The 21,236-nt window shown below is 55.7% G+C and carries 16 protein-coding genes; 15 read left to right on the forward strand and 1 reads right to left on the reverse strand.

What is annotated here, in order from left to right; translation table 11 throughout:
• Positions 1-368 precede the first annotated feature (368 nt).
• From AC27KL_RS09860 to AC27KL_RS09870, 3 genes are all read left to right on the forward strand, one after another.
• Entirely contained in the window at positions 369-1,982 is a 1,614-nt protein-coding gene (locus AC27KL_RS09860; RefSeq protein WP_339321877.1) for an ABC transporter substrate-binding protein, read from the forward strand.
• An 87-nt stretch (positions 1,983-2,069) separates the two neighbouring features.
• Positions 2,070-2,981 carry an ABC transporter permease gene (locus AC27KL_RS09865; RefSeq protein ID WP_036711825.1) on the forward strand — a complete coding sequence of 304 codons (912 nt, stop codon included), beginning with the start codon at positions 2,070-2,072 and terminating at the stop codon, positions 2,979-2,981.
• A gap of 36 nt (positions 2,982-3,017) precedes the next feature.
• The gene (locus AC27KL_RS09870) at positions 3,018-3,911 is read left to right on the forward strand and encodes a carbohydrate ABC transporter permease (protein WP_339325214.1); all 894 of its coding nucleotides are present in this window, start codon (positions 3,018-3,020) and stop codon (positions 3,909-3,911) included.
• A gap of 58 nt (positions 3,912-3,969) precedes the next feature.
• Here AC27KL_RS09870 and AC27KL_RS09875 read toward each other — a convergent pair whose 3' ends face one another.
• Positions 3,970-5,193, reverse strand: a complete 1,224-nt coding sequence (locus AC27KL_RS09875) for an MFS transporter (protein ID WP_339321876.1) — start codon at positions 5,191-5,193, stop codon at positions 3,970-3,972.
• Positions 5,194-5,377: 184 nt separating this feature from the next.
• Here AC27KL_RS09875 and AC27KL_RS09880 point away from each other — a divergent pair, with 184 nt between their 5' ends.
• The 12 genes from AC27KL_RS09880 (at position 5,378) to AC27KL_RS09935 (ending at position 21,099) form a co-directional block, all read left to right on the forward strand.
• Entirely contained in the window at positions 5,378-6,562 is a 1,185-nt protein-coding gene (locus AC27KL_RS09880; protein WP_339321875.1) for an ROK family transcriptional regulator, read from the forward strand.
• A gap of 32 nt (positions 6,563-6,594) precedes the next feature.
• Complete coding sequence (locus AC27KL_RS09885) at positions 6,595-7,593, forward strand: asparaginase (RefSeq protein WP_339321874.1); 999 nt, start codon at positions 6,595-6,597, stop codon at positions 7,591-7,593.
• Between the two features lie 39 nt (positions 7,594-7,632).
• Positions 7,633-9,060 (forward strand): dipeptidase PepV, encoded by a 1,428-nt coding sequence (gene pepV / locus AC27KL_RS09890; protein WP_339321873.1) that lies wholly within the window; start codon positions 7,633-7,635, stop codon positions 9,058-9,060.
• A gap of 45 nt (positions 9,061-9,105) precedes the next feature.
• Positions 9,106-10,569 carry a M17 family metallopeptidase gene (locus AC27KL_RS09895; RefSeq protein WP_339321872.1) on the forward strand — a complete coding sequence of 488 codons (1,464 nt, stop codon included), beginning with the start codon at positions 9,106-9,108 and terminating at the stop codon, positions 10,567-10,569.
• Positions 10,566-11,258 carry a copper homeostasis protein CutC gene (locus tag AC27KL_RS09900; RefSeq protein ID WP_339321871.1) on the forward strand — a complete coding sequence of 231 codons (693 nt, stop codon included), beginning with the start codon at positions 10,566-10,568 and terminating at the stop codon, positions 11,256-11,258. The genes AC27KL_RS09895 and AC27KL_RS09900 overlap by 4 nt, the downstream gene beginning before the upstream one ends.
• A gap of 303 nt (positions 11,259-11,561) precedes the next feature.
• On the forward strand, positions 11,562-13,214 hold the full coding sequence (locus AC27KL_RS09905) for an extracellular solute-binding protein (protein WP_339321870.1): 1,653 nt from the start codon (positions 11,562-11,564) through the stop codon (positions 13,212-13,214).
• Entirely contained in the window at positions 13,211-14,176 is a 966-nt protein-coding gene (locus AC27KL_RS09910) for an ABC transporter permease (RefSeq protein WP_445164701.1), read from the forward strand. The genes AC27KL_RS09905 and AC27KL_RS09910 overlap by 4 nt, the downstream gene beginning before the upstream one ends.
• Positions 14,177-14,196: 20 nt before the next feature.
• On the forward strand, positions 14,197-15,087 hold the full coding sequence (locus AC27KL_RS09915) for a carbohydrate ABC transporter permease (protein WP_339321869.1): 891 nt from the start codon (positions 14,197-14,199) through the stop codon (positions 15,085-15,087).
• 100 nt (positions 15,088-15,187) lie between these two features.
• Entirely contained in the window at positions 15,188-18,172 is a 2,985-nt protein-coding gene (locus tag AC27KL_RS09920; protein ID WP_487169553.1) for a glycoside hydrolase domain-containing protein, read from the forward strand.
• Positions 18,173-18,517 (forward strand): hypothetical protein, encoded by a 345-nt coding sequence (locus AC27KL_RS09925; protein ID WP_487169554.1) that lies wholly within the window; start codon positions 18,173-18,175, stop codon positions 18,515-18,517.
• Positions 18,518-18,560: 43 nt separating this feature from the next.
• Positions 18,561-20,339, forward strand: coding sequence for a cache domain-containing sensor histidine kinase (locus AC27KL_RS09930; RefSeq protein ID WP_487169555.1), 1,779 nt, complete (start codon positions 18,561-18,563; stop codon positions 20,337-20,339).
• Complete coding sequence (locus AC27KL_RS09935; protein ID WP_339321865.1) at positions 20,314-21,099, forward strand: response regulator transcription factor; 786 nt, start codon at positions 20,314-20,316, stop codon at positions 21,097-21,099. The genes AC27KL_RS09930 and AC27KL_RS09935 overlap by 26 nt, the downstream gene beginning before the upstream one ends.
• Positions 21,100-21,236 lie beyond the last annotated feature (137 nt).

Raw genomic sequence — 21,236 nt, forward strand, 5'->3', positions numbered from 1 at the left:
ATTGAAGGTCGATTCGGGGCAATAAGCCAGCCCCTGAACTCGGCCTTTTTGCGTCTTTTCCGGGATGAAGAGCAAGCGGGCGCGGCGCCTTCAAGCGCGGTTCGTCCTTCCCATGCCGGTGCCGTTTTTTGAACATATTCAAAAATTGAATCTGCCGGAAAATGCCGCTCCCGCAAGGTTTGACGGCTGCCGGTTTTCAAGCTTTTCAATAAATGCGCATGGTTTGAAAACTGTTCGTTTACGGCCGTTCGCGCCGGCGATTAAAGTGGTGGCAAGGGACGGACGCGTCCTTCGCGGACATCCCATCCGGATGAGATGAACATCTTCGAATTATTCTTTTATGAGGGGGCAAAATGATGCGATTTGGCATGCGAAAAAAAGTAATCGGTTTCACGTCGGTTCTCTTGGCAACGTCCGTCGTCATGACGGCCTGCAGCGGTTCGGGGGGAGGCGGCAATGCCGAGGATGGTGCATCGACCGATCCTGCGGGCAGCGGCAAGAAGGTAAAGTTGACGGCGATCATGACGAAACATGCTTTAACGAAGCCGCTGGCGGAGATGGAGTGGCTGCAGAAGGTCGAGGAAAAAGCCGGCGTCGATATCGAATGGCAGGAAATAACAGCGGATTGGGGGCAAAAGAAAGGAACGATGCTCGCAAGCGGGGACGTGCCCGATTTGTTTGTCGGACCAAACGTCATCACGGACGCCGATTTCGCCCAGTTCCAGGGATTGTTCCAGGACTTGTCCGGCATGCTGGATCAGGCGCCCAACGTTCAAAAAATGTTCGAAGAGAAACCGGACACGAAGCGGATTGCAACGCAACCGGACGGCAAAATTTACGGTTTGCCGAAATACCAGCGGTTCTGGCCAAGCTCCGCGTCCCGCCTCTACATTAATCAAAAATGGCTCGACAATCTCGGTCTGAAGGTTCCGACCACTTGGGATGAGCTGTACGACGTGCTTGTCGCATTCAAGGAGAAGGACGCCAACGGCAACGGCGACCCGAACGACGAAATTCCGATGGATTGGCCGGGAGGCATCGGCGGATATTTCAACGCGGCATATTTGCTCGGCGGTACCGGCATGACCCTGACCGACGGCAGCCCGCAAGGTTACTTCGTCGAAGACGGCAAGGTCAAAAACTTCCTGACCGACGATCGTTACAAAGAGCTTGTCATGTTTCTGAACAAGCTTTACAAAGCCGGCCTCATCAATCCGGAAGTGTTCACGCATGATTACACGAAATATCAATCGGTCGCCCGCGGAGACGGGGATACCGCGAAGGTCGGCTTTACGCTCGGGTGGGTGGCGTCGGACCGGTTCGGCGAAAAGCTTGCGCCGCAGTATACGTCGATAACGCCGCCGAAAGCTGCGCCGGACAGCGAGATTTCGTGGAGCTATGATTACAATTCGTTGAACTACGGCGTCAATCATATCGTCATGTCGGCCACATCGAAAAACAAAGAAGCGGCCATGCGGTTCATCAACGAATTGTATGCGCCGGAGGTCGGCATGCAGGTGCTCTTCGGGTCGATCGGTCCGAACATCAAGGATAACGGGGACGGCTCTTACGCCGTGCTGCCGCCGGCCGATCCGAACATGGACCCCGGCACGTGGAAATGGACGTCGACCATGGCGGACAACGGCGCTTTTTATATTCCGGACTCGCTCAAGCTGACGCTGGGCAAGGACATGCAGGAGGTTATCGGACAGTCCAAGCCGATTGAAGCGATCCAAATCGACGTCGACAACGATGTGCTGCCAAGTACGTTCATGAAATATTCGACGGCGGACAACAACACGATGGCGTTAAACAATACGAACGTCATGAATCTTGCCAACACCAGCTTTGCGAAATGGGTCACGAAAGGCGGCGTCGAAGCCGAGTGGGACACCTACGTCAAGGAAAGCGAAAAAGCCGGACTGAAGCAAAACCTTGAAATCATGCAGAAGTATTACGACGAATACAAGCAAAACCAATAAAAGTCTGAGCGGTGAGAACCTTCGTGCATCCGCACTCCTTATGTGCGGCGGCACGGAGGTCCCCGCAAGAAGAAAGGGGATGCTCCGATGCGCAACCGGGGAGGACTGCAGACGCTCAAACGCGATTACCAGCTGTGGATCATGATTTTGCCCGCCATCGCCGTCATTTTTATTTTCAACTATATTCCGATGTACGGCATTCAGCTCGCGTTTCGCGATTACGATTTTTCGAAAGGGCTTACCGGCGGCGAATGGCGGGGGCTGCACTACTTCAAGCAGTTTATCGACAGCTATTTGTTCGTGGATTTGATGCGGAATACGTTTTTGATCAGCCTGGCGACGATCGTGATCGGGTTTCCCGCCCCGATTATCCTGGCGCTCACTTTGAACCAAATCCGGCGCAAGCGGATGAAAAACGTGATGCAGACGGTCGTTTACCTGCCTCATTTTATTTCGATCATCGTTCTGGTCGGCATGATGAACGTGCTGCTGTCGCCGGAAACCGGCGTCGTCGGCCATATGATGAAGGCGATGGGGCTTGGACATATCAACCTGATCGCCTCGACGAATACGTTTATCCCTGTGTACGTGTTGTCCGATATCTGGCAGCATTGCGGCTGGAACAGCATCATCTATTTGGCGGCTTTGTCCACCGTCGATCCGCAGCTGTACGACTCGGCCAAAATGGACGGCGCCAGCCGGTGGCAGATGATCCGCTACGTGGATTTGCCGGCGCTGGTCCCGACGATCGTCATCTTGTTCATTCTCAGCATGGGCAGCATTTTGGGCACCGGGTTCGAGAAGACATTTTTGATGCAAAATTCGCTCAACCTGCCCGTTTCCGAAGTGATTTCCACCTACGTGTACAAAATCGGGATCATTTCCAACCAGTTCAGCTACGCTTCGGCCATCGGCCTGTTTAATACCGTCATTAATTTTATCTTTTTGTTCGGCGTCAACGCCATTTCGAAAAAAGTGTCCAATACGAGCTTGTACTAATGACACGGATTCGCCTAAAAGGGAGGAATATCCATGATGGCGCTTAAAAACATGGACGGCAAGGAGCTTCTTTTCAGGATGGCCCTCTTCGTGGTATGCACGCTTATTTTTCTGGTCATCGCTTATCCGCTTTATTTCATCGTGATTGCGTCGTTCAGCGATTCCACGCTGGTGGCGACCGGCAAAGTGCTGCTGTTTCCGAAAGGGTTGAGCTTGTTCGGATACAAGGAAATTTTTCAGGACAGCCGCATCTGGACCGGATACCGAAATACCGTTTTTTACACGCTGTTCGGCACGCTCGTCAATATGGTGTTTACGATGCCGGCCGCTTACGTCTTGTCGCGGAGGGAATTCAAGGCAAGGCGGGTGATCATGTTTCTGTTCGTCGTGACGATGTTTTTTAACGGCGGGCTGATCCCGACCTATCTGCTCATGAAGGATCTGCATATCACGAATACGGTTTGGGTGTTCATTGTGCCGTTTTGCGTCAACGTTTTTTATTTGATCATCGCCAGGACGTTTTTTGAAAGCTCGCTGCCGCCGGAGCTGTACGAAGCCGCGATGATGGACGGCTGCTCGCATTTCAAATATTTCGTGAAGGTGGCGCTGCCGCTTTCGAAAGCGATGATTTCCGTCATTGCGCTGTATTATTTGGTCGGGCATTGGAACGATTTTTTTACCGCGCTCGTCTACATCCGGGACAACAACCTGCAGCCGCTGCAAATCGTCCTGAGGGACATTTTGCTGTCCAACCAGGCGTTCCAAAACGGGGCGGGCACGGGCGGGGCTGCCGGCGGTTATGCGCAGCGTTACGCGGACCAGATCAAATACGGCGTCATAATCGTGTCGTCGCTGCCGATCCTCGTGTTATACCCGTTCCTGCAAAAATATTTCGAAAAAGGCGTCATGATCGGTTCGGTCAAAGGGTAAGGCGAAAAAAAAAGTTGCCCGTTTTCCGTTTGTGTTCACGGAGGGGCAACTTTTTTCGTTACATGTGTTTGCCGGAGGTATGCACCGATAGCGGCATGTGCTGCTTGCGTTCCGACAGGTAAACGGCCAGGGCGATCACAAACGCGAACCCGACCATGACCGCGCCGACCCAAGGTAAGGCAGTCAATCCCATATGATTGATGACCAATCCGCCGCAAAAAGCGCCAAACGCGTTGCCCAGATTGCCTGCCGAGTGGTTGGAGGTGGAGGCTAACGCCGGGGCCTCCTGCGCCAGGTTCATGATTTTGACCTGAATGCCCGGCATAACCGCAAACGCGGCGGCTCCCCACAGGAAAATGGTGATGACGGCGCCGACCGGACTGTGGACCGTAAACGTGAAGATGGTCAGCAGCACGCACAGGCTGAAGAAAATTCCGAATACCGCCGGCATCAGCTTCCAGTCCGCCAGCTTCCCGCCGACGATGTTCCCGACGGTCACGCCGATGCCGAACAGGACGAGAATCCAGGTCACGCTGCGCTCATGATACCCGGTAACCTGCTCCAGCAATGGGGCGATGTACGTGAACACCGCAAACAGGCTGGAGTTGCCGACCGCGCAGGCCAGCAGCATGACGAGCAGCTTCGGCTGGGCGAGGGCTTTGAACTGCTTGGTCAGGCTGGCTGCCTGATCCTGGCGGATGCGCGGGATAAAAGCGACGATGCCGATCAGCGCGATCACGCCCATCAGCGCAATGGCGGCAAACGAAGCCCGCCATCCCAAATGCTGGCCGATAAAGGTACCGACAGGTACGCCGATAATGTTCGCGATGGTGAGTCCCGCCATCATGATCGAGACGGCGCCGGCCCGTTTATGCGGTTTAACGAGATTGGCCGCAATGACGGCGCCGACCCCGAAAAACGTGCCGTGGCAAAGCGCGCTGATCATCCGTGCTCCCATAAGCACATCATAATTCGGGGCGATGACCGCGATGCCGTTGCCAAGGATAAATACCAGCATCAGCAGGCACAGCAGCAGCTTTTGCGGCAGCCGGTGGGTAAGGATCGTCATAATCGGCGCTCCGATGGCGACGCCGAGGGCATAGCTGGTGATCAGCTGCCCGGCGGTGGAGATGCTGACGTTCAAATCTTCGGCAACGTTCGGCAGGATGCCCATGATGACGAACTCGGTCATGCCGATCGCGAAGGCGCCTACCGTCAGGGACAGGATCGAAACCGGAAACGGCTCTTTCGGTTTTTCGGGTTTCGTTTTGGATGGATTCATGCTGTATAAACAACCTTTCTGTAGGATTCTATCCATGAAAATACTAACTGTAATTATTCTATTTTTCATGAAAATTTTCAAGAACTAGTTTGTGTAAAAAGGATTGACAGCTCTAGGCAAACCTTTTAAAGTTCAATTAATAACACCACTGGAGAAATTAATTAAGGTAAGGAGCAGTCCGTCCATGCAAAAGCATGACCAGGATTTTATCAAAAGAAAAAACAGGACGACCGTATTCGAAATCATCAAAAACCATTCGCCCTTGTCGCGGGCTGAGATCGCCCGATTGACGGGCATGAGCCCGACAACGGTCAGCCGGATCGTCGCCGAACTGGATCACCTCGATTTCATGCACGAAATCGAGCAGGAGACGACGAGCGTCGGCCGCAAAGCGATTTTGCTGAAGGTCAACCCGAAGTCGGTGTTATCGGTCGGCGTGGAAATCGACAAAACGGTCATCCGGATGGGCGCCGTCGATTTGGACGGGAGCGTGATCGGGGGCAAAAGCATCGCCAGAAACGCAGAGGAGAGCTCCGAAGCGACGCTGGGCAGCATCGCGGCAGGGATCAACGCCTTGATCGACGATGAGCGCCTGGACCGCCGGAGAATCGTCGGCATCGGCGTAGGGCTGCCGGGGATCATCGATCATGCCGGAGGAAAGGCTGTGCTGTCGGCCCAGCTGGGCTGGAAGCAGGCCGACATCGCCGGGCTGCTGAAGGCGCGTACCGGACTTGCGGTGGCGGTGGACAACGAACTGAAGGTCAAGTCGCTCGCGGAGCATATGTACGGGGCGGCCAAAGGGTCGAAACGTTCAGTGTTGATCGGTTTCGGCAGCGGCGTCGGTTCCTCGCTGATCATCGACGGCGACATTTACCGGGGCGAGTCCAACAGCGCGGGAGAGGTCGGCCATACCGTCGTCGACCCGGGCGGCCTGCGATGCGATTGCGGCAAAAAAGGATGTTTGCAGACTTATATCGCCGAAGCCGCGCTCATCGAACAGGCGTCCCGAGTCAAGCCGGTCGCATCCTTGGATGAGCTGTTTCAGGCAAGGCGGGACGGAGAGAGGTGGGCCGCGGACATTGTGGACCGGGCGATGGCTTTTATCGCGGTCACGATCGGCAACGTCGCCTGCATGTACAATCCGGATACGGTCATCCTCACCGGCAAGCTTGTCGAGCGTTATCCGGAAGTCAGGGCGTTCATCGCCGAAAAATGCATGAGCGAATACGTATGGGAGCCGCTGCGCGGCACGTTCCGCATCGCCTATTCTGCTTTCGAACAGGATGGCGTCATCATCGGATCGGGCCTGCTTGCGCAAGGCCGTTTCCTGGACATCGCCAGCCAAATCGAGCAGATGGAGCAAAACTAGGAACAATCCAATCCAAAAACGGAGGAACCAACATGTACTTCAAACCATTAGTGGAAGAATACCGCGCAGGCGTGCTCGAAAACGTTCATTTGGGCGTCTTGTGCGGCGTCAATGACAAAGGGGAGGTCGTTCACGAGATCGGCAGCGCCGAGCATGTCACCTACTTGCGCTCCGCGGCGAAGCCGTTCCAGGCCATTCCCGTCATGAAACGGAACATCGCGGAAAAATACGGCCTGACCGCCGCCGAGGCGGCGATGTTCGCCGCGTCCCACCGGGGCGAAGCTTATCATATCGAAGCTTTGGAGTCGATCATGCGCAAAATCGGATTGGCCGAGGAACAACTGCTGACCTGCCCTACGTATCCGCTGAACGACGAGCCGAAGTTCGCCTGCATGCGCGAGGGAAAGGCGCCGAGAAGGATCTACCACAATTGCTCCGGCAAACATTTCGGCATCATTGCCGCGGCGCGGGAGTCGGGATACGACACCGAAACGTACTGGCAGCCGTCCCATCCGATTCAGCAGGAAATTTTGCAGGCCCTCGCGGATATGGCGGAATACCCGGCCGATCGGATCGAGGTCGGCGTCGACGGCTGCGGGTTCCCGGTTTTTGCGCTGCCGCTGAAGCATATCGCCAAAGCGTATCTTAAGCTGGCCTGCCCGGACCTGATCCCGGATGCAGCCACCCGCGAGGCCGTTAAACGGATGACGGCGTATATGCATGATGCGCCGGACAGCATCGCCAGCCACAATTTCATCTGTTCCGAGCTGCTGCGCGATCCGAATATCGTCGCCAAAGGCGGAGCCAAGGGCGTCTACTGTTTTTCGCTGATCCGGGAACGCATGGCCTTTGCGCTGAAAGTCATCGATGGTTCGGAAACACCTTGGCCGATCATCGTCGCATCCATTTTGGAGCAAATCGGCTACGGCAATCGGGAGACGATCGACAGATTGTATGCGGTGGTGCCGAAGGAAATCAAAAACGACAATCACGTCCTCGTCGGCGAGCGGAAAGCTTCTTTTGTATTCTAAAGTCGATCGTCACGGGTCGGTAAGAAGGGGTTGAAAATCATGGATTGGTATCAGGAAGCGTCCGGCCGGAAAGCGGCGATCCTGCACGATTTACAAGGGCTGCTGGCGATTCCGAGCGTCTACGACGCCGAAACGGCGGCTCCCGGGCAGCCGATGGGCAGGGGAATCGGGGAGGCGCTCCGGTTTATGCTGGACCTGTGCGCTGCCGAGGGCTTCCGCGTGCGGAACTTGGACGGATATGTCGGTTACGCCGAATATGGCCCGGAGGATGCCGAGCATTACATCGCGGTGTTGAGCCATCTCGACGTCGTGCCCGTGTCCGGCGAATGGACGAAGCCTCCTTTCGAGCCCGACGTTCGCGACGGCAAAATTTTTGCCCGCGGGGCGATCGACGATAAAGGGCCGGCGATGGCTTCTTTTTATGCATTAAAAATCGTCAAGGATCTCGGCTTGCCGCTCAGGCACCGAATCCGCCTCATTTTCGGCACGGATGAGGAAAAAACGCACCGATGCATGGAGAAATATAAGGAGCTGGAGCCGATGCCCGCATTCGGTTTTACGCCGGACGCCGATTTTCCGATCGTCAGCGCCGAAAAAGGGCAGATCAATACCCGAATCCTGTTCCCGCAGGAGCCGGAAACGCCGGATGCGAAGGGGGAGTACGAACTGCTTTCGTTCCGGTCCGGCATCGTCGCCAATATGGTTCCGGAAGCGGCCGAGGCGATCGTTGCGGGTGAAGAGGGAGCCCTCCAAGCCCTGGAGCAGGCGTATCGAGCATATTGCAACGATAACGGATGCAAAGGCGGAGTCGAAACCGGGGAGCAGGCCATCAAGCTGCATATGGCGGGAAAAGCCGCGCATGGGATGGAGCCCGAATTGGGGATGAATGCGGGGCTAGCGCTGATTCATTTCCTGAAAAACTATTCATGGGGCAAAAGCGCAGGACATTACCTGCATACCGTCGATACGCTTTTGTACGACGATGTGCACGGGCGTGCCCTGGGCATTGCGATGGAGGATGAACTCAGCGGGAAACTGACCGTCAACAGCGGCATTTTGCAGTTTGACCCGAGGGGAGAAACGTTTTTTTATATGAATTTGCGTTTTCCGGTTTGCGGCAGCTATGAGGAGATTTTGAAGCGCATATCGGTGAAGCTGGAGGAGCACCGCCTGGCCATGGAGCCCCCAAGCTTGAAAAAGCCGCACCATGTGCCGGGGGACCATCCGATGATCCAGGCCATGCAGGCGGTTTACGAGGCCGAAACCGGCGAGCGGGCGAACCTGCTGTCGACGGGCGGCGGCACCTATGCGGCCCATTTCCCGATGGGCGTCGCGTTTGGTCCGCTGTTTCCGGGGATGGAATCCACGGCCCATCAGCCGAACGAATACATGGATATCGAGCTGCTGCTGCGATGCACGGCGATATACGCGCGCGCCTTAAACGAACTTGGAAACTTGGAGATTTAAACAGGCTGCTAGGCACAAATCTTTTTGCAAAGGGATGCATGGATAATGGAGATCAATACGGGGACACATGCCCAAGCGGAAGTCATGATAGAACTTGTATTCAGCGATGGCGAATACGCCCCTTCGCTTCCGCTTTCGGCCAAAATGAAGGAGCGCGGCGGGCAGACCTGGTTTTACGGACGCCATGCCGGAGAGCAGGATATCTTAGTCATTGGCCTCGGGGCCCGGGAGCGTTTCAGGATGGAAATATTGCGGGAGGCGGCGGGTAACGCGGGCCGGGCGATGCAGGACATCGGCAGGACGACGGCGGAGCTGAACCCGGACGGTTTCATGGACCTGTTCGGTTCCGAAGCGTGGCCGGCGGAAGCGATCACGGCCTGGACGGAAGGCTGGCAGCTCGGAACGTATGCGTTCAACAAATACAAAGGAAGTGCCAAACCGAAGCCGATCCAACGGGTTCGGATAAGCCCGGAAAGCAGACCGGAGGACGGACCGGCAGCGGAGCTTGGACGCATGCGCGCCGAGTCGACTGCGCTTGCCCGCGATTTGTGCAACGAAGCAGCAAGCGATTTGAACCCTTCCGCTTTCGTGGCCCGGATCCGGCAGGTTTTTGCCGGCCGGAACGTCAAGCTTACCGTCTATCAAGGGGAGGAGCTGAAGCAGCGTCAGATGAACGGACTGCTGGCGGTAGGCGCAGGCAGCAAGCATCCGCCCGCGATGGTGGAAATCAGCTACGAAGGGGATCCGCATGCGGAACATCTGGCCCTCGTCGGCAAAGGCATCACGTTCGACATGGGCGGCATGAACCTGAAGGATGCCCGCGATTTAAGCGACGCCCGCTTTGACATGGGCGGCGCGGCGGCGGTGATCGGCGCGATGGATCTGCTGACGCGCCTTGAGGTAAAGGCCCGCATCACGGCCATCATTCCGATTGCCGACAACGTGCCGGACGGAGGCGCGTTCCTGCCGTCCGACGTCATCCGATACCCGAATGGCCTGTCCGTGCAGGTCGTCAATACGGATGCCGAAGGCAGGCTGATTCTGGCCGACGGGATTCTCCATGCCCTCCGCTGCGGCGCCCGGCATATCATCGACGTGGCGACGCTGACGGGAGCGGTCGGCCACGCGCTGGGCCTGAAAGTTGCCGGCGTATGGGGGGACGATGAATACACCGGTCAGCTGATGCGTATCGGCGACCGCAACGGGGATCGGATCTGGCGGCTGCCGCTGGTGGACGAAGACGAAGAGCTTCTCGGCAGCCCTTATGCCGATATGGCCAATCTGGCGTCAAGTCCGTACGGCGGCGCGAATATGGCGGCGCTGTTCCTGCGCCGTTTCGTGGACGGGAAAGCGCGTTGGTGCCATATCGACATGGCGAACACCGTTCAAGTTCCCAGCTCGCGCGGATACAAAGTGACGGGAGCGACGGGCTACGGCGTAAGGCTGCTCGCCGATTTCGTGTGCGAGCGGGCCGCGGCGGGAACGGGCGAAGGAGGGACTTCCCGATGAAGCTTGAGGTCATTGCCACGACTTTGACGGATGCGCTCATAGCGGAACAAGGCGGGGCTGATCGGATCGAACTCGTTACCGGCATTTTGGAAGGCGGGTTAACCCCAGGACCGGGGTTGATCCGGGAAGTCGTGCGCCGGGTGAGCATCCCGGTCCATGTCATGGTCCGCCCCCACAGCCAGTCGTTCGTGTACGACGAACATGATCTTCAAACGATGAAGGAAGACATTGCTTTCATCAAGGCGAGCGGCGCGGCCGGCATCGTGCTCGGCACCCTGACCGGGGACGGAAAGGTGGACACGGCAGCGCTGGAATATCTCCTTCAGGACACGGAAGGCTTAAACGTGACGTTTCATCGCGCCTTTGACGAGATCGAGGATCAGCTGACCGCGTTTCAGGTGATTGCCGGTTATCCGCAAATCAATCGCATTTTGACGTCCGGCGGCCCGCTGCCGGCGCCGAAGTCCGCGCCGCAAATCAAGCGGCTCGTCGAGGCGTCCCGCGGAACGGGAACCGCGATTCTCGCCGGATACGGGCTTTCCGTGCCGGTGCTGCAGGAGTTCATCGAGGCAACGGGCGTTCCGGAGGTCCATTTCGGATCGGCCCTGCGCAGGGACGGAGATAACCTGAGGCCCGTGGAGCCGTCCCGCGTACAAGCGGCGAAGGATATCCTGCGCGGGTTCGAATAGGGGCAAAAGAGGGGAAGGCCGGCCAGACCCGGCCGCACCGCAGCGAGTATGGCGAATAATAAGGAATTCCACGAAAGGATGCAGCAAGACCGCATGGCGGCTTGCGCATCCTTTTTTTTGCCGCCCGCCATCTTAGATCCCCTCAACCCGGGGTCACTTTTTATCCTAATGAAGTGCACATTCGTATGATGTAAGCGCTATTTTAAAGATCAACCGGCACCCATTTAAAGAGGGAAACTGACTCTGCCGGCCCATCCGCCTTGTATCATTAGAATCAATCCTACAGGAAAGCGAGGAAAGCTAATGAATAAAAAGGGGAAGTCGGCGCTGGTGCTGCTGGCCGCCGTGATGCTGTTGCTGTCGGCCTGCACGTCCGGCAAGAAGGAAACGGCAGAGGAAAGCAGGGACCCCGGCAAACCGCCCGAAGCGAAAACGGAAACGGCAATCGATCCGTTCCGGCTGCCGGAGCTCGTCGAGGTGAGCACGATCAAAGCGGTGTCGCCGAACGAAAGAATCCCGCAGGGGGACACGATCGAAGACAATATGTACACCCGCCATTTCACCGAAAAAACGAACGTGAAGTTCAAGTATATGTGGTACGCCTCGGGCGACGATTACACGCAAAAACTGAAGCTGGCGGTGGCCAGCAACGATCTGCCCGATGCGATGGTCGTGGACGAACGGACGTTTCTGGAATTGGCGGACGCCGATCAGCTTGAGGATTTGACCGACGTATTCGAAACTTATGCGTCCGATCAGGTCAAGCAAATCTATGAGCTGAACGACGGCTTGTCCCTCGACAAAGCGACGATCGACGGCAAGCTGCTGGCCATTCCGAACATCGTGCCGAAGGGAGATTCCTTCCAGGAGATATGGGTGCGGAAAGACTGGCTCGACAAGCTGGGCCTGCAGCCTCCGAAGACGGTGGACGACGTGGAAAAGATCGCCGAGGCGTTTATTACCCGCGATCCGGACGGCAACGGCAAAAACGACACGATCGGGCTGCCCGGCAACAACGGGGTCGTCACGACCGATTACGGCTGGAACTATGATTTCAAGGCGCTGTTTAATGCTTTTGGCGCTTATCCAAGCATTTGGCTGAAGGACGGCTCGGGCAACCTCGTATACGGCTCCACCACGCCGGAAGCCAAGCAGGCGCTCGGCAAGCTGGCGGAATGGTACAAAAAAGGGCTGATCGACAAGGACTTCGCGCTCCGCAAAAATCCCGACGAGCTGGTGGTCGGCGGGAAAAGCGGCATCTTTTTCGGGCCGTGGTACATGCCGTTCGGCACCTTGACAAACGCCATGATGTCCGATCCGAAGGCCGATTGGAGAGCCTACGCGATCGAAGACGGCCATGGGCAGTACAATGCGACCGTCGTGCCTCCGAGCAGCAGCTTCCTCGTGGTGAAAAAAGGCTTTAAGCACCCGGAAGCGGTCATGACGTATTTCAACTACAATACCCGATTCCTGCAAACGCCGACGCCCGACGATAAAAAGCTGGACCAAACCTATGTCAGCCTGCGTCCGATCGATTTGAACATCGGCGATCCCGACGCGGTGTTGAAAAAACATGAAATGATCAAAGGCGCGATCGAGGGCAAGCTGACGCCGGACCAGCTGTCTCCGGAGATGCAGGGCCATCTGGAGCGCTGGAACAAATATAAAGCCGACCCGAAAGCGAACATCGGTGAATGGGGGCCTCCGTATGCGTATTTGGTCGGCGGGCAGCCGATGGCGGACGTAAAGTTCAATGAGGTGTATTCGCTGTACACGGCCACGACGAAAACGATGGAGAAACGCTGGAGCAACCTGCAGAAGCTGGAAAACGAAACCTATTTCAAAATCGTCCTCGGCGAGCTGCCGCTGGATGCATTTGATCAATTCGTGGCCGATTGGAAAGCGCAGGGCGGGGAGCAAATCATGAAGGAAGTCCAAGAGGCCGTTCAGAAATGACGGGAAAAGCGGAGCAAACCCGCCTGCCGGTCCGGCCGCAAACGGAGCTTTCCGCATTCAAGCCGGGCAAGAAGCGCAGAAAACCGTTCCAAACGCATTACCACTTGATGCTGCTGCCCGGCGTCATCCTGCTCGTCGTCTTCTCCATCGTTCCGATGTTCGGCCTGCTGATGGCGTTTCAGGATTACAAAATCAGCAAGGGTATTTTCGGATCCCCTTGGGTCGGGCTCGAAAACTTCACCTATTTTTTCGAACTGAGCGACAGCAAAGTCATTATCCGCAACACGCTGTTTCTCGCCATATCCAAAATCGTGGCCAACCTGATCGTGCCGCTCGTATTTGCCGTTTTGCTGAACGAAGTCCGGCAGCGGGCGTTCAAACGGACGGTGCAAACGATCGTTTACCTGCCGCATTTTTTGTCCTGGGTCATTTTGGCGGGGATTTTCTCGGAGCTGCTCCTGACCGACGGGATCGTCAACCGGATGCTGGAGGTTTTCGGAATCGGCCCGATCCAATTTTTGGGGGACAACCGCGTGTTCCCGTACATTCTGATCGGCAGCGACGTGTGGAAGGAATTCGGGTTCAACACGATCATTTATTTGGCCGCGCTGGCAGGCATCGATCCCCATCTGTACGAGGCTGCTTCCATCGACGGAGCCGATTGGCGGAAGCAAACCCGCCTGATCACGCTGCCGCTGCTTCGGGCGACGATCATTTTGCTGGCGACGCTGGCCATCGGCAATATTTTGAACGCCGGCTTCGACCAGATTTTCAACATGTATTCCCCGATCGTCTATGAATCCTCCGACGTGATCGACACCTACGTGTACCGGGCGGGCATTCTGGACGGCCAATACGGGTTCGCGACGGCCATCGGGCTGATGAAATCGGTCATCGCGTTCGTCCTGATCATTTTTTCCTACTCGCTCGCGTACAAGTATGCGAATTACCGGATTTTCTAACCGGGAAGGAGGTGAAGCTCGTGGTACGCAGCCAAACGGTATCGGCCAAAATTTGGTACGCCCTGTTAATCGTCGGCATGGTGCTGATCGCTTTGACGTCCATTGCGCCCATCGTTCATACGGTGGCGGTGTCCTTCAGCCATAAGGCTTACGCCGCAGCAGGAGCCGTATCGTTTTGGCCGAAAGGCTTCAATCTGTACGCGTATAAGCAGATCGTGGCCGATTCGAAATTTCTCCATTCCTTTATGGTGTCGGTCGAACGGGTGCTGCTGGGCGGGGCGATAAACTTTTTGATGACGGTGCTCATGGCTTATCCGCTGTCCCGGACCAGCGAGCAGTTTGCCGGCCGCAATATCTACATGTGGTTCCTGATTTTTACGATGCTGTTCAGCGGAGGCGTCATCCCGCTTTACATTTTGGTGAAGAGCCTCGGGCTCTTCGATTCGATTTGGGCTTTGGTACTGCCGTCCGCAGTGCCGGTATTCAACGTGATTTTGCTCATGAATTTTTTCCGCGGCATTCCGAAGGAGCTGAACGAAGCCGGAAGCATGGACGGGGCGGGTCCGTGGTACATGCTGTTTCGGGTGTACATTCCTTTGTCGCTGCCTTCGATTGCGACCGTTACCTTGTTCAGCATCGTCGGACATTGGAATTCGTTTTTCGACGGCATGATCTTTATGCGAAGCGTGGAGCATTATCCGCTTCAGACTTACATCCAGCAGCTGGTCGTTCAAATGAGCATCAGCACGATGGCCTCGGACCCGAACAAATACGAGCTGATGAGGCAGCTGTCGGACCAGACGCTGAACGCGGCCAAAATCGTCGTGGCCGTCGTTCCGGTGCTCGTCGTGTACCCGTTTTTGCAAAAATATTTCATCCAGGGCATTTTGCTCGGGTCGGTGAAGGAGTAGGGCGAAGCAGCTTTGACCTGCTTTGCCGAATATTATGGTGGCGTCATGTCTTACAGGCGAGAAATGATTTGCAATAAAATCATGGAGGCGATGATGTACCGTGCGAAAAAAATTACCGTCGTTGATGCTTGCCCTTCTTCTGCTGCTGTCCGCGGCACCTGTTTCGGAGGCGGCCCCATCGGGACTTGACGTGTGGGTCGTCAATGCCCTCAAAACCGTATACCGTACGAGTACGCTCCCGCAAAACCCGGAAACCGGCATTCGCCTAGTATCGGCCAAAAACGAATACGAAAGCGCCCAGATCGCCGTCCGCGGGACGTCCGATTTTAAAATCACGAAGGTTGAATTTTCAAACCTCGTCTCCGGCGGACGCAAGTCCATCGCAAGCAGCAACCTGAAGTACCATTTTGCCGAATACGGGCTGCCGGACACGGTTCAGCCGAACATCTTTTTTCCCGAACGGGTAGGCGATCCGATCTATCCCCTGTCGGACATCCCGGACCCGTTGTCGAACGAAAAATCGATGAAGGCAGCCGCCAACTCGACGCAGCCGATTTGGATCACGGCGTATGTGCCGTCAACTGCGGAAGCCGGGGTGTATCAAGGCAGCGTGACGGTCAAAACGAACCGCGGGGACTATCGGGTTCCGCTTGAGGTCGAAGTCGCCGACGTAGAAATTCCGCAAACCTCGGATACCCGTTTCATCAATTACATTTGGGCGATGACCAACGGCTTTACATGGGACGGCATGCAGTTCGGCGACGCCTCGTCGGACGCGTACGACGTCGGAAAGTATTATTACGGCGTGGAAACGTACAGCGACAAATGGTTTAAGCTGATGGACAATTTCGCGCAGGTGATGACGGATTACCGGCAGAACATGATCTGGGTCCGGACGGACCTGTTTTTGAAAGAAACGGGAACGAATCTTTCCGAATTCGTAAACGGTATTCCGAAGGATATCGACTGGTCGCTGTTTGACAGGTACATGCAAATTTTCATCGACAAAGGGATGCGAAACTTCGCGAACGCCCATCTGATCCACATCCTGAACTACATGCCGGCGGACGAAAAGCCCGATCCTTCCTGGAACGAGAAGCTGCCGGACGCGCTGCCGCAAACCGACGCTTTTCTGAACAACTATCTTACCGCCTTGCATGACCATTTGCAGGAAAAAGGCTGGACGAGCGAAAACGGCTTTACCTGGTACCAGCACATCCGGGATGAGCCGATCGACGACAATGCAACCAATTACTGGACATACGTCGCTAAAAAAGTGAAAGCCATCGTCCCTGACTTTAAAACGATGGATGCCGATCCGCACGGGATTCTATTAAATGATAAAACGAAACCTTACGTCGACGTATGGGTTCCTTTAACGCCCGCGTTCCAGGAAAAAGAGGTCCAGTACAAAGCTGAGCAAGCGTCCGGCAGCGATTTGTGGGTGTATACCTGCGAGGTCAACCAGCCGCCTTGGCTGAACCGCTTCTGGACGCAGCCGACGCTGACGGGCAGACTGCTGTACTGGAACCTGTTCCAGCATGGCGTGCAGGGGCATCTGCACTGGGCGTGGAACGCGTGGTACGTCGGCAGCTGGTACGGAGATTCGGCCATCGTCTATCCGGACAAGAAAAACATGACGGTCAAAAGCTCCATCCGTTATGAGGCGCAGAGGGACGGCCTTGAAGAGTACGAACTGCTGCGCAAAATCCAGGAAACCCGTCCGAAGCTGGCGCAGCAAATCGTCGACAGCGCGGTGAGTCCGGCGGATGCAAGGAAGTATACGCTCTCGCCGGAATACGTCAAGGCGCTCCATGACTACATGGTCCGGGCAGCGGCGGGCGAACAGGTTGGAGACGTACCGGCCCCGGGGAGCCCGTACGACGGACAGGAGGTGCCGCTGACGTACATGGCCGACAACGCAAGCGGGGATTTGAACTATTCGGGCACCTGGTATGACAAAAGCCGGCAGTACGCCTACCAAGGCGGCGTGCGGGTGACCGAAACGGCAAACGATGCGGTGGAATACGAGTTTGAAGGCCAAGGGATCGACGTTGTCGTCGAGAAAAACGAAACTTCCGGCAACATGGCGATTTCGATCGACGGTGCGGAGCCGGTCATAGCCGATGCGTACGAAAAGGTGCAGCATGATTATTTTACGATTTATGCCAAACGCGATCTGACGCCGGGCAGGCATAAGATCAAGGTCGTCAACATGGAAAACAAGGGCCTGTATTTGGACGCATTCCGCGTGTACATGGCGGAGGGACAGCAAGCGTACGACGCCTCTCTCAGCAATATCGCGGTCGATCAGGTGCCATCGCTGCGGTTCGACAGCAGCGTCCGCGAATACCACCTGTCGCTGCCTAATGGGGTTGATGTCGTGACGGTCAGACCGACCCAAACCGACGAAAACGGCACGATGTCGGTAAACGGCCGGCCCGTTGCCCGCGGCGAAGCGGCGACCGCCGACGTTCCGGAAGGCATGAGCCGCATAACGATCGTGTCCACGGCTTCGGACGGCCGAACCAAACAGGAATATACGCTTCATTTGATCAAAGGTGCCGTAAACGAACCCGGCATCAACAAGGCGAGAAGCAGCGCGCAGGTGACGGCGACTGCAACGCGAACCGGCGATCAAGGCGTGACCTACGGCCCGTCCAAGATGGCCGACGGCGATTACGGCACGATGTTTGCGAGCCCCCAAGGGTATAACGACACCCATCCGTTCCCGCATGACATCGTCTTGTCCTGGGATCAGCCGCAATCGTTTAACGCGATCGTCATGGCAACCACCTCGGGCCTGCTGCAGGGCATCACCGATATCGATGTGCAGGTATCCACGGCCGGCGTGAACTTCGATACCGTCGCCCGGCATGTTCCGATCCAATGGAGGAGCGATAAGGACGACAACGTGATGGAAAAGACGTTTGCGGCGATTCCGGACGTTTCGGAGGTCAAAAAGCTGCGGATTCAAATCAACGATGCCGACTACCGAACATGGAACATGTACGCGCTTTATGAGCTGGAGCTGTATCAGCTGCCGGATCACGGCGAGCTGGATGTGCAGGTGACGGGGCGGTAAATGGAAGGATTATCGGCGTCACTTCCGCCTCAATCGGCGGGATCGGCCGATTTTCATGAAGCTTTATATCGGGCAGAAGGGTATCTCAAGGCCGGTTCCGGTCAGGAGGTACCCTTTTTCCGGAGCGGAAAGTCCGCTTTCGTCCACGGAAGGTCCACATTTGTCTCCCGTTTGGCCGCCGTTTCGGCACAAAATGCAACAAGCAAGAAGCAAAATTGTGACTTTGCAGGATTTTCGCCGGGATATAATGAAGGAAACGGCGCGGTTTCAAGCGAAAATCGTCCCTGTTTTGCCTTGCCGCCTGCTGCCAGGGTACCTATAATCAAATTCATATCATTTTTGTAAGCGGATACAAAAATATGTTCAAAAACATGTTCGGGAGGATGGCATGGAGAAACGAAAACGGCCCTTGTATCATCGGTTCAAGCATCGGTTCAAGCTCCCCTATTCGCTCAAAAACCGGCTGCTCATCATTTTGTCGCTGACATCCCTGCTCCCGCTCGCCATCCTTGGCAGCATTACCTATTATTCGATGTTGTCTTTGCTTGAAAACAAAACCCAGGCAAGCGTGATCAGCCATTTGCATGAGGTGCGAATGTCGCTCGACAACACCTTTTCCCAAATGAACCACGTCTCCCAGCAGCTGGCGTTCGAGGGGAAGGTAGGCCAGGACGTCGAAAGGTATTTGCAGGCGAACGCTTACGGCAAAAAGGCGCTGCAGGATGAAATCAAACGGGAGCTTGGCGTCATCGGCTTCACGAATCCGAACCTTGGCATGATCTTTTATTTTTCGGCCGAAACGAACGAACGTTTTTTCGAAAATTACATGGCGGCTCCGTCGTTTTCGCTGAACAAGCTGCCGCTTTTGCTTCAGGCCAACCAGATCACGTATTACGGTCCCCACAAATCCTTTAATCCGCTTGACGGCCATCTCGTGTTTTCGGCGGTCCGCAAGGTGGATTTGAAGGAACGGGACGATATTTACGTCTATATCGAAACGAATTACAAATGGGTGGAGGCGCTGATCCGGAATCAGGAGAAGTCCCAGGGGTACGAGCATTTAATCGTGGACGCCAAAGGACGGATTGCCTTTACGGAAGCGGAAGATGCGTTTCCGGAAGGGGGGCTTTTCCCGGACATTCGGCAAGAGAAAACGCCGGTTAACGGATATTACGCTTTTTCGGAACCAAGCAATCAAGGCTGGCGGGTCGTAACGGTCATCTCCAAGTCCTCGTATGAGCATGAAGTGAACAAATGGATCGGCAAATTTACGGGCACCGTCGTCGCGGCCATTTTTATCAGCGTTTTGTTTTCCCTGGTTACCTGGCGCATGATTTACGATCCGCTGCGGGGATTGGTCCGCGAAATTCGGGACGTGAAGCATCAAAGGCCGGCCAAACCGGCGAGCCGCCCCGGCAATTTGGAGTTCGACATGATCCATGAGCAGCTGAACCATATGCGCGCCCGCATTTCGGGTCTGATCGAAGATATCGAACGGAGTGAACGGGAAAAGTCCGCGCTTGAGCTGGAGAAGCTGATGAACCGGATCAATCCGCATTTCATCCATAATACGCTCGATACGATCCGCTGGATCGCCAGAGGCGAAGGGCATGCGGAGATCGACCGGCTGGTGTCCACGCTGAACAAGCTGCTGTACTACAATTTGGGCAAAAACGGCGAACCGACCGTCCGGGCGGAGCTGGAGGCCATCCGGAGCTACATTTCCCTGCAGGAAGTCCGGTACAACGTGCGCATCGACGTTCATATCGACGTGGAAGCGGAGGTTCTGGATTTGCCAATTCCGCGTTTTATTTTGCAGCCGCTCGTGGAAAATGCCCTGTACCACGGCCTCGACGGGGACGGCGTCATCGAAGTGGAAATCCGCGAAGCGGAAACGGGGCGACTGCTCGAAATTGCCGTCAAAGACAACGGCAGGGGCATGGATGAAGAGACGATCCGCAGTTTCATCGAAGGCCGCCCGGAAGCGGGGAAGGTGGGGATGGGCATCGGGTTGCAGTACGTGGTGCGCATGCTGAAAAGCCATTACGGCGGCGGGGCCCTTTTTTCCATCGAAAGTACTCCCGGCGTTTCGACGACGGTCATGCTGACTATACCGATTGAAGATAAAGGAGATGCTGCCGATGACAAGCGTGCTGGTTGTGGATGACGACCATTTGGTGAGAAAAGGTTTTATCGGAATTATGCCTTGGCAAAAATACGGGTTTACGGTGGCGGGAGAAGCGGGTAACGGCGAAAAGGCGCTGGAGCTGCTGGAAAACACGAAAGTGGACCTCCTGATCACGGATTTGGCGATGCCCGTCATGTCGGGGCTAGAACTGATGAGGGAAGTCAAAGAAAAATATCCCGGGACGTTCATGGTGGTGCTGACGTTTCATCATGATTTTGCTTTGATCCAGGAAGCGCTTCGGCTCGGGGCGGTGGATTACATCACGAAAATCGAATTGGAGCAGGAGCAGCTGGACGGCATCCTGAGCCGGATCGCGGGTCGGATCCGCGAGGTCAAGGGCAACAACGCGGCGGACCCCGAACCGTTCCGGGCCGCTAACGCGGATGCGGAAGCCGGGTTCTCCTACTCGGCGGAGGTGCAAGAATGCATAAGCAATGCCGTAGGTTTTATCCGCGAGCATTACCAGACCGAACTGCTGCTGCCCGACGTCGCCCAGCGGGTCAACATGAGCCGCAGTTATTTCAGCCGCTGCTTCAAAGACATCGTCGGCACAACGTTTCACGACTACGTGCGCGAGCTGCGGATCGAACATGCCAAAAAGCTGCTGCGGCAGACGAACAAACCGGTGCAGTGGATTTCCGTCCAGTCCGGTTATCCGAACGAAAAATATTTTTTCAAGGTATTCCGCGAAATGACGGGTTATCTGCCGGGGGAGTTCCGGAAAAAATCGCGGCAGTAGAGGGGAAGCGTTCGGTCAGGCAGATCATTTCATTTCGCAAATATTGCAAAAATCAATCAAATATATGATTGTAAATTTCATTATGGTGAAATATAATGTCAGCATAAAGACTTATCATTACATTTTGAAGACTGGGG

The sequence above is a fragment of the Paenibacillus sp. YAE3 genome (genome assembly GCF_057546105.1).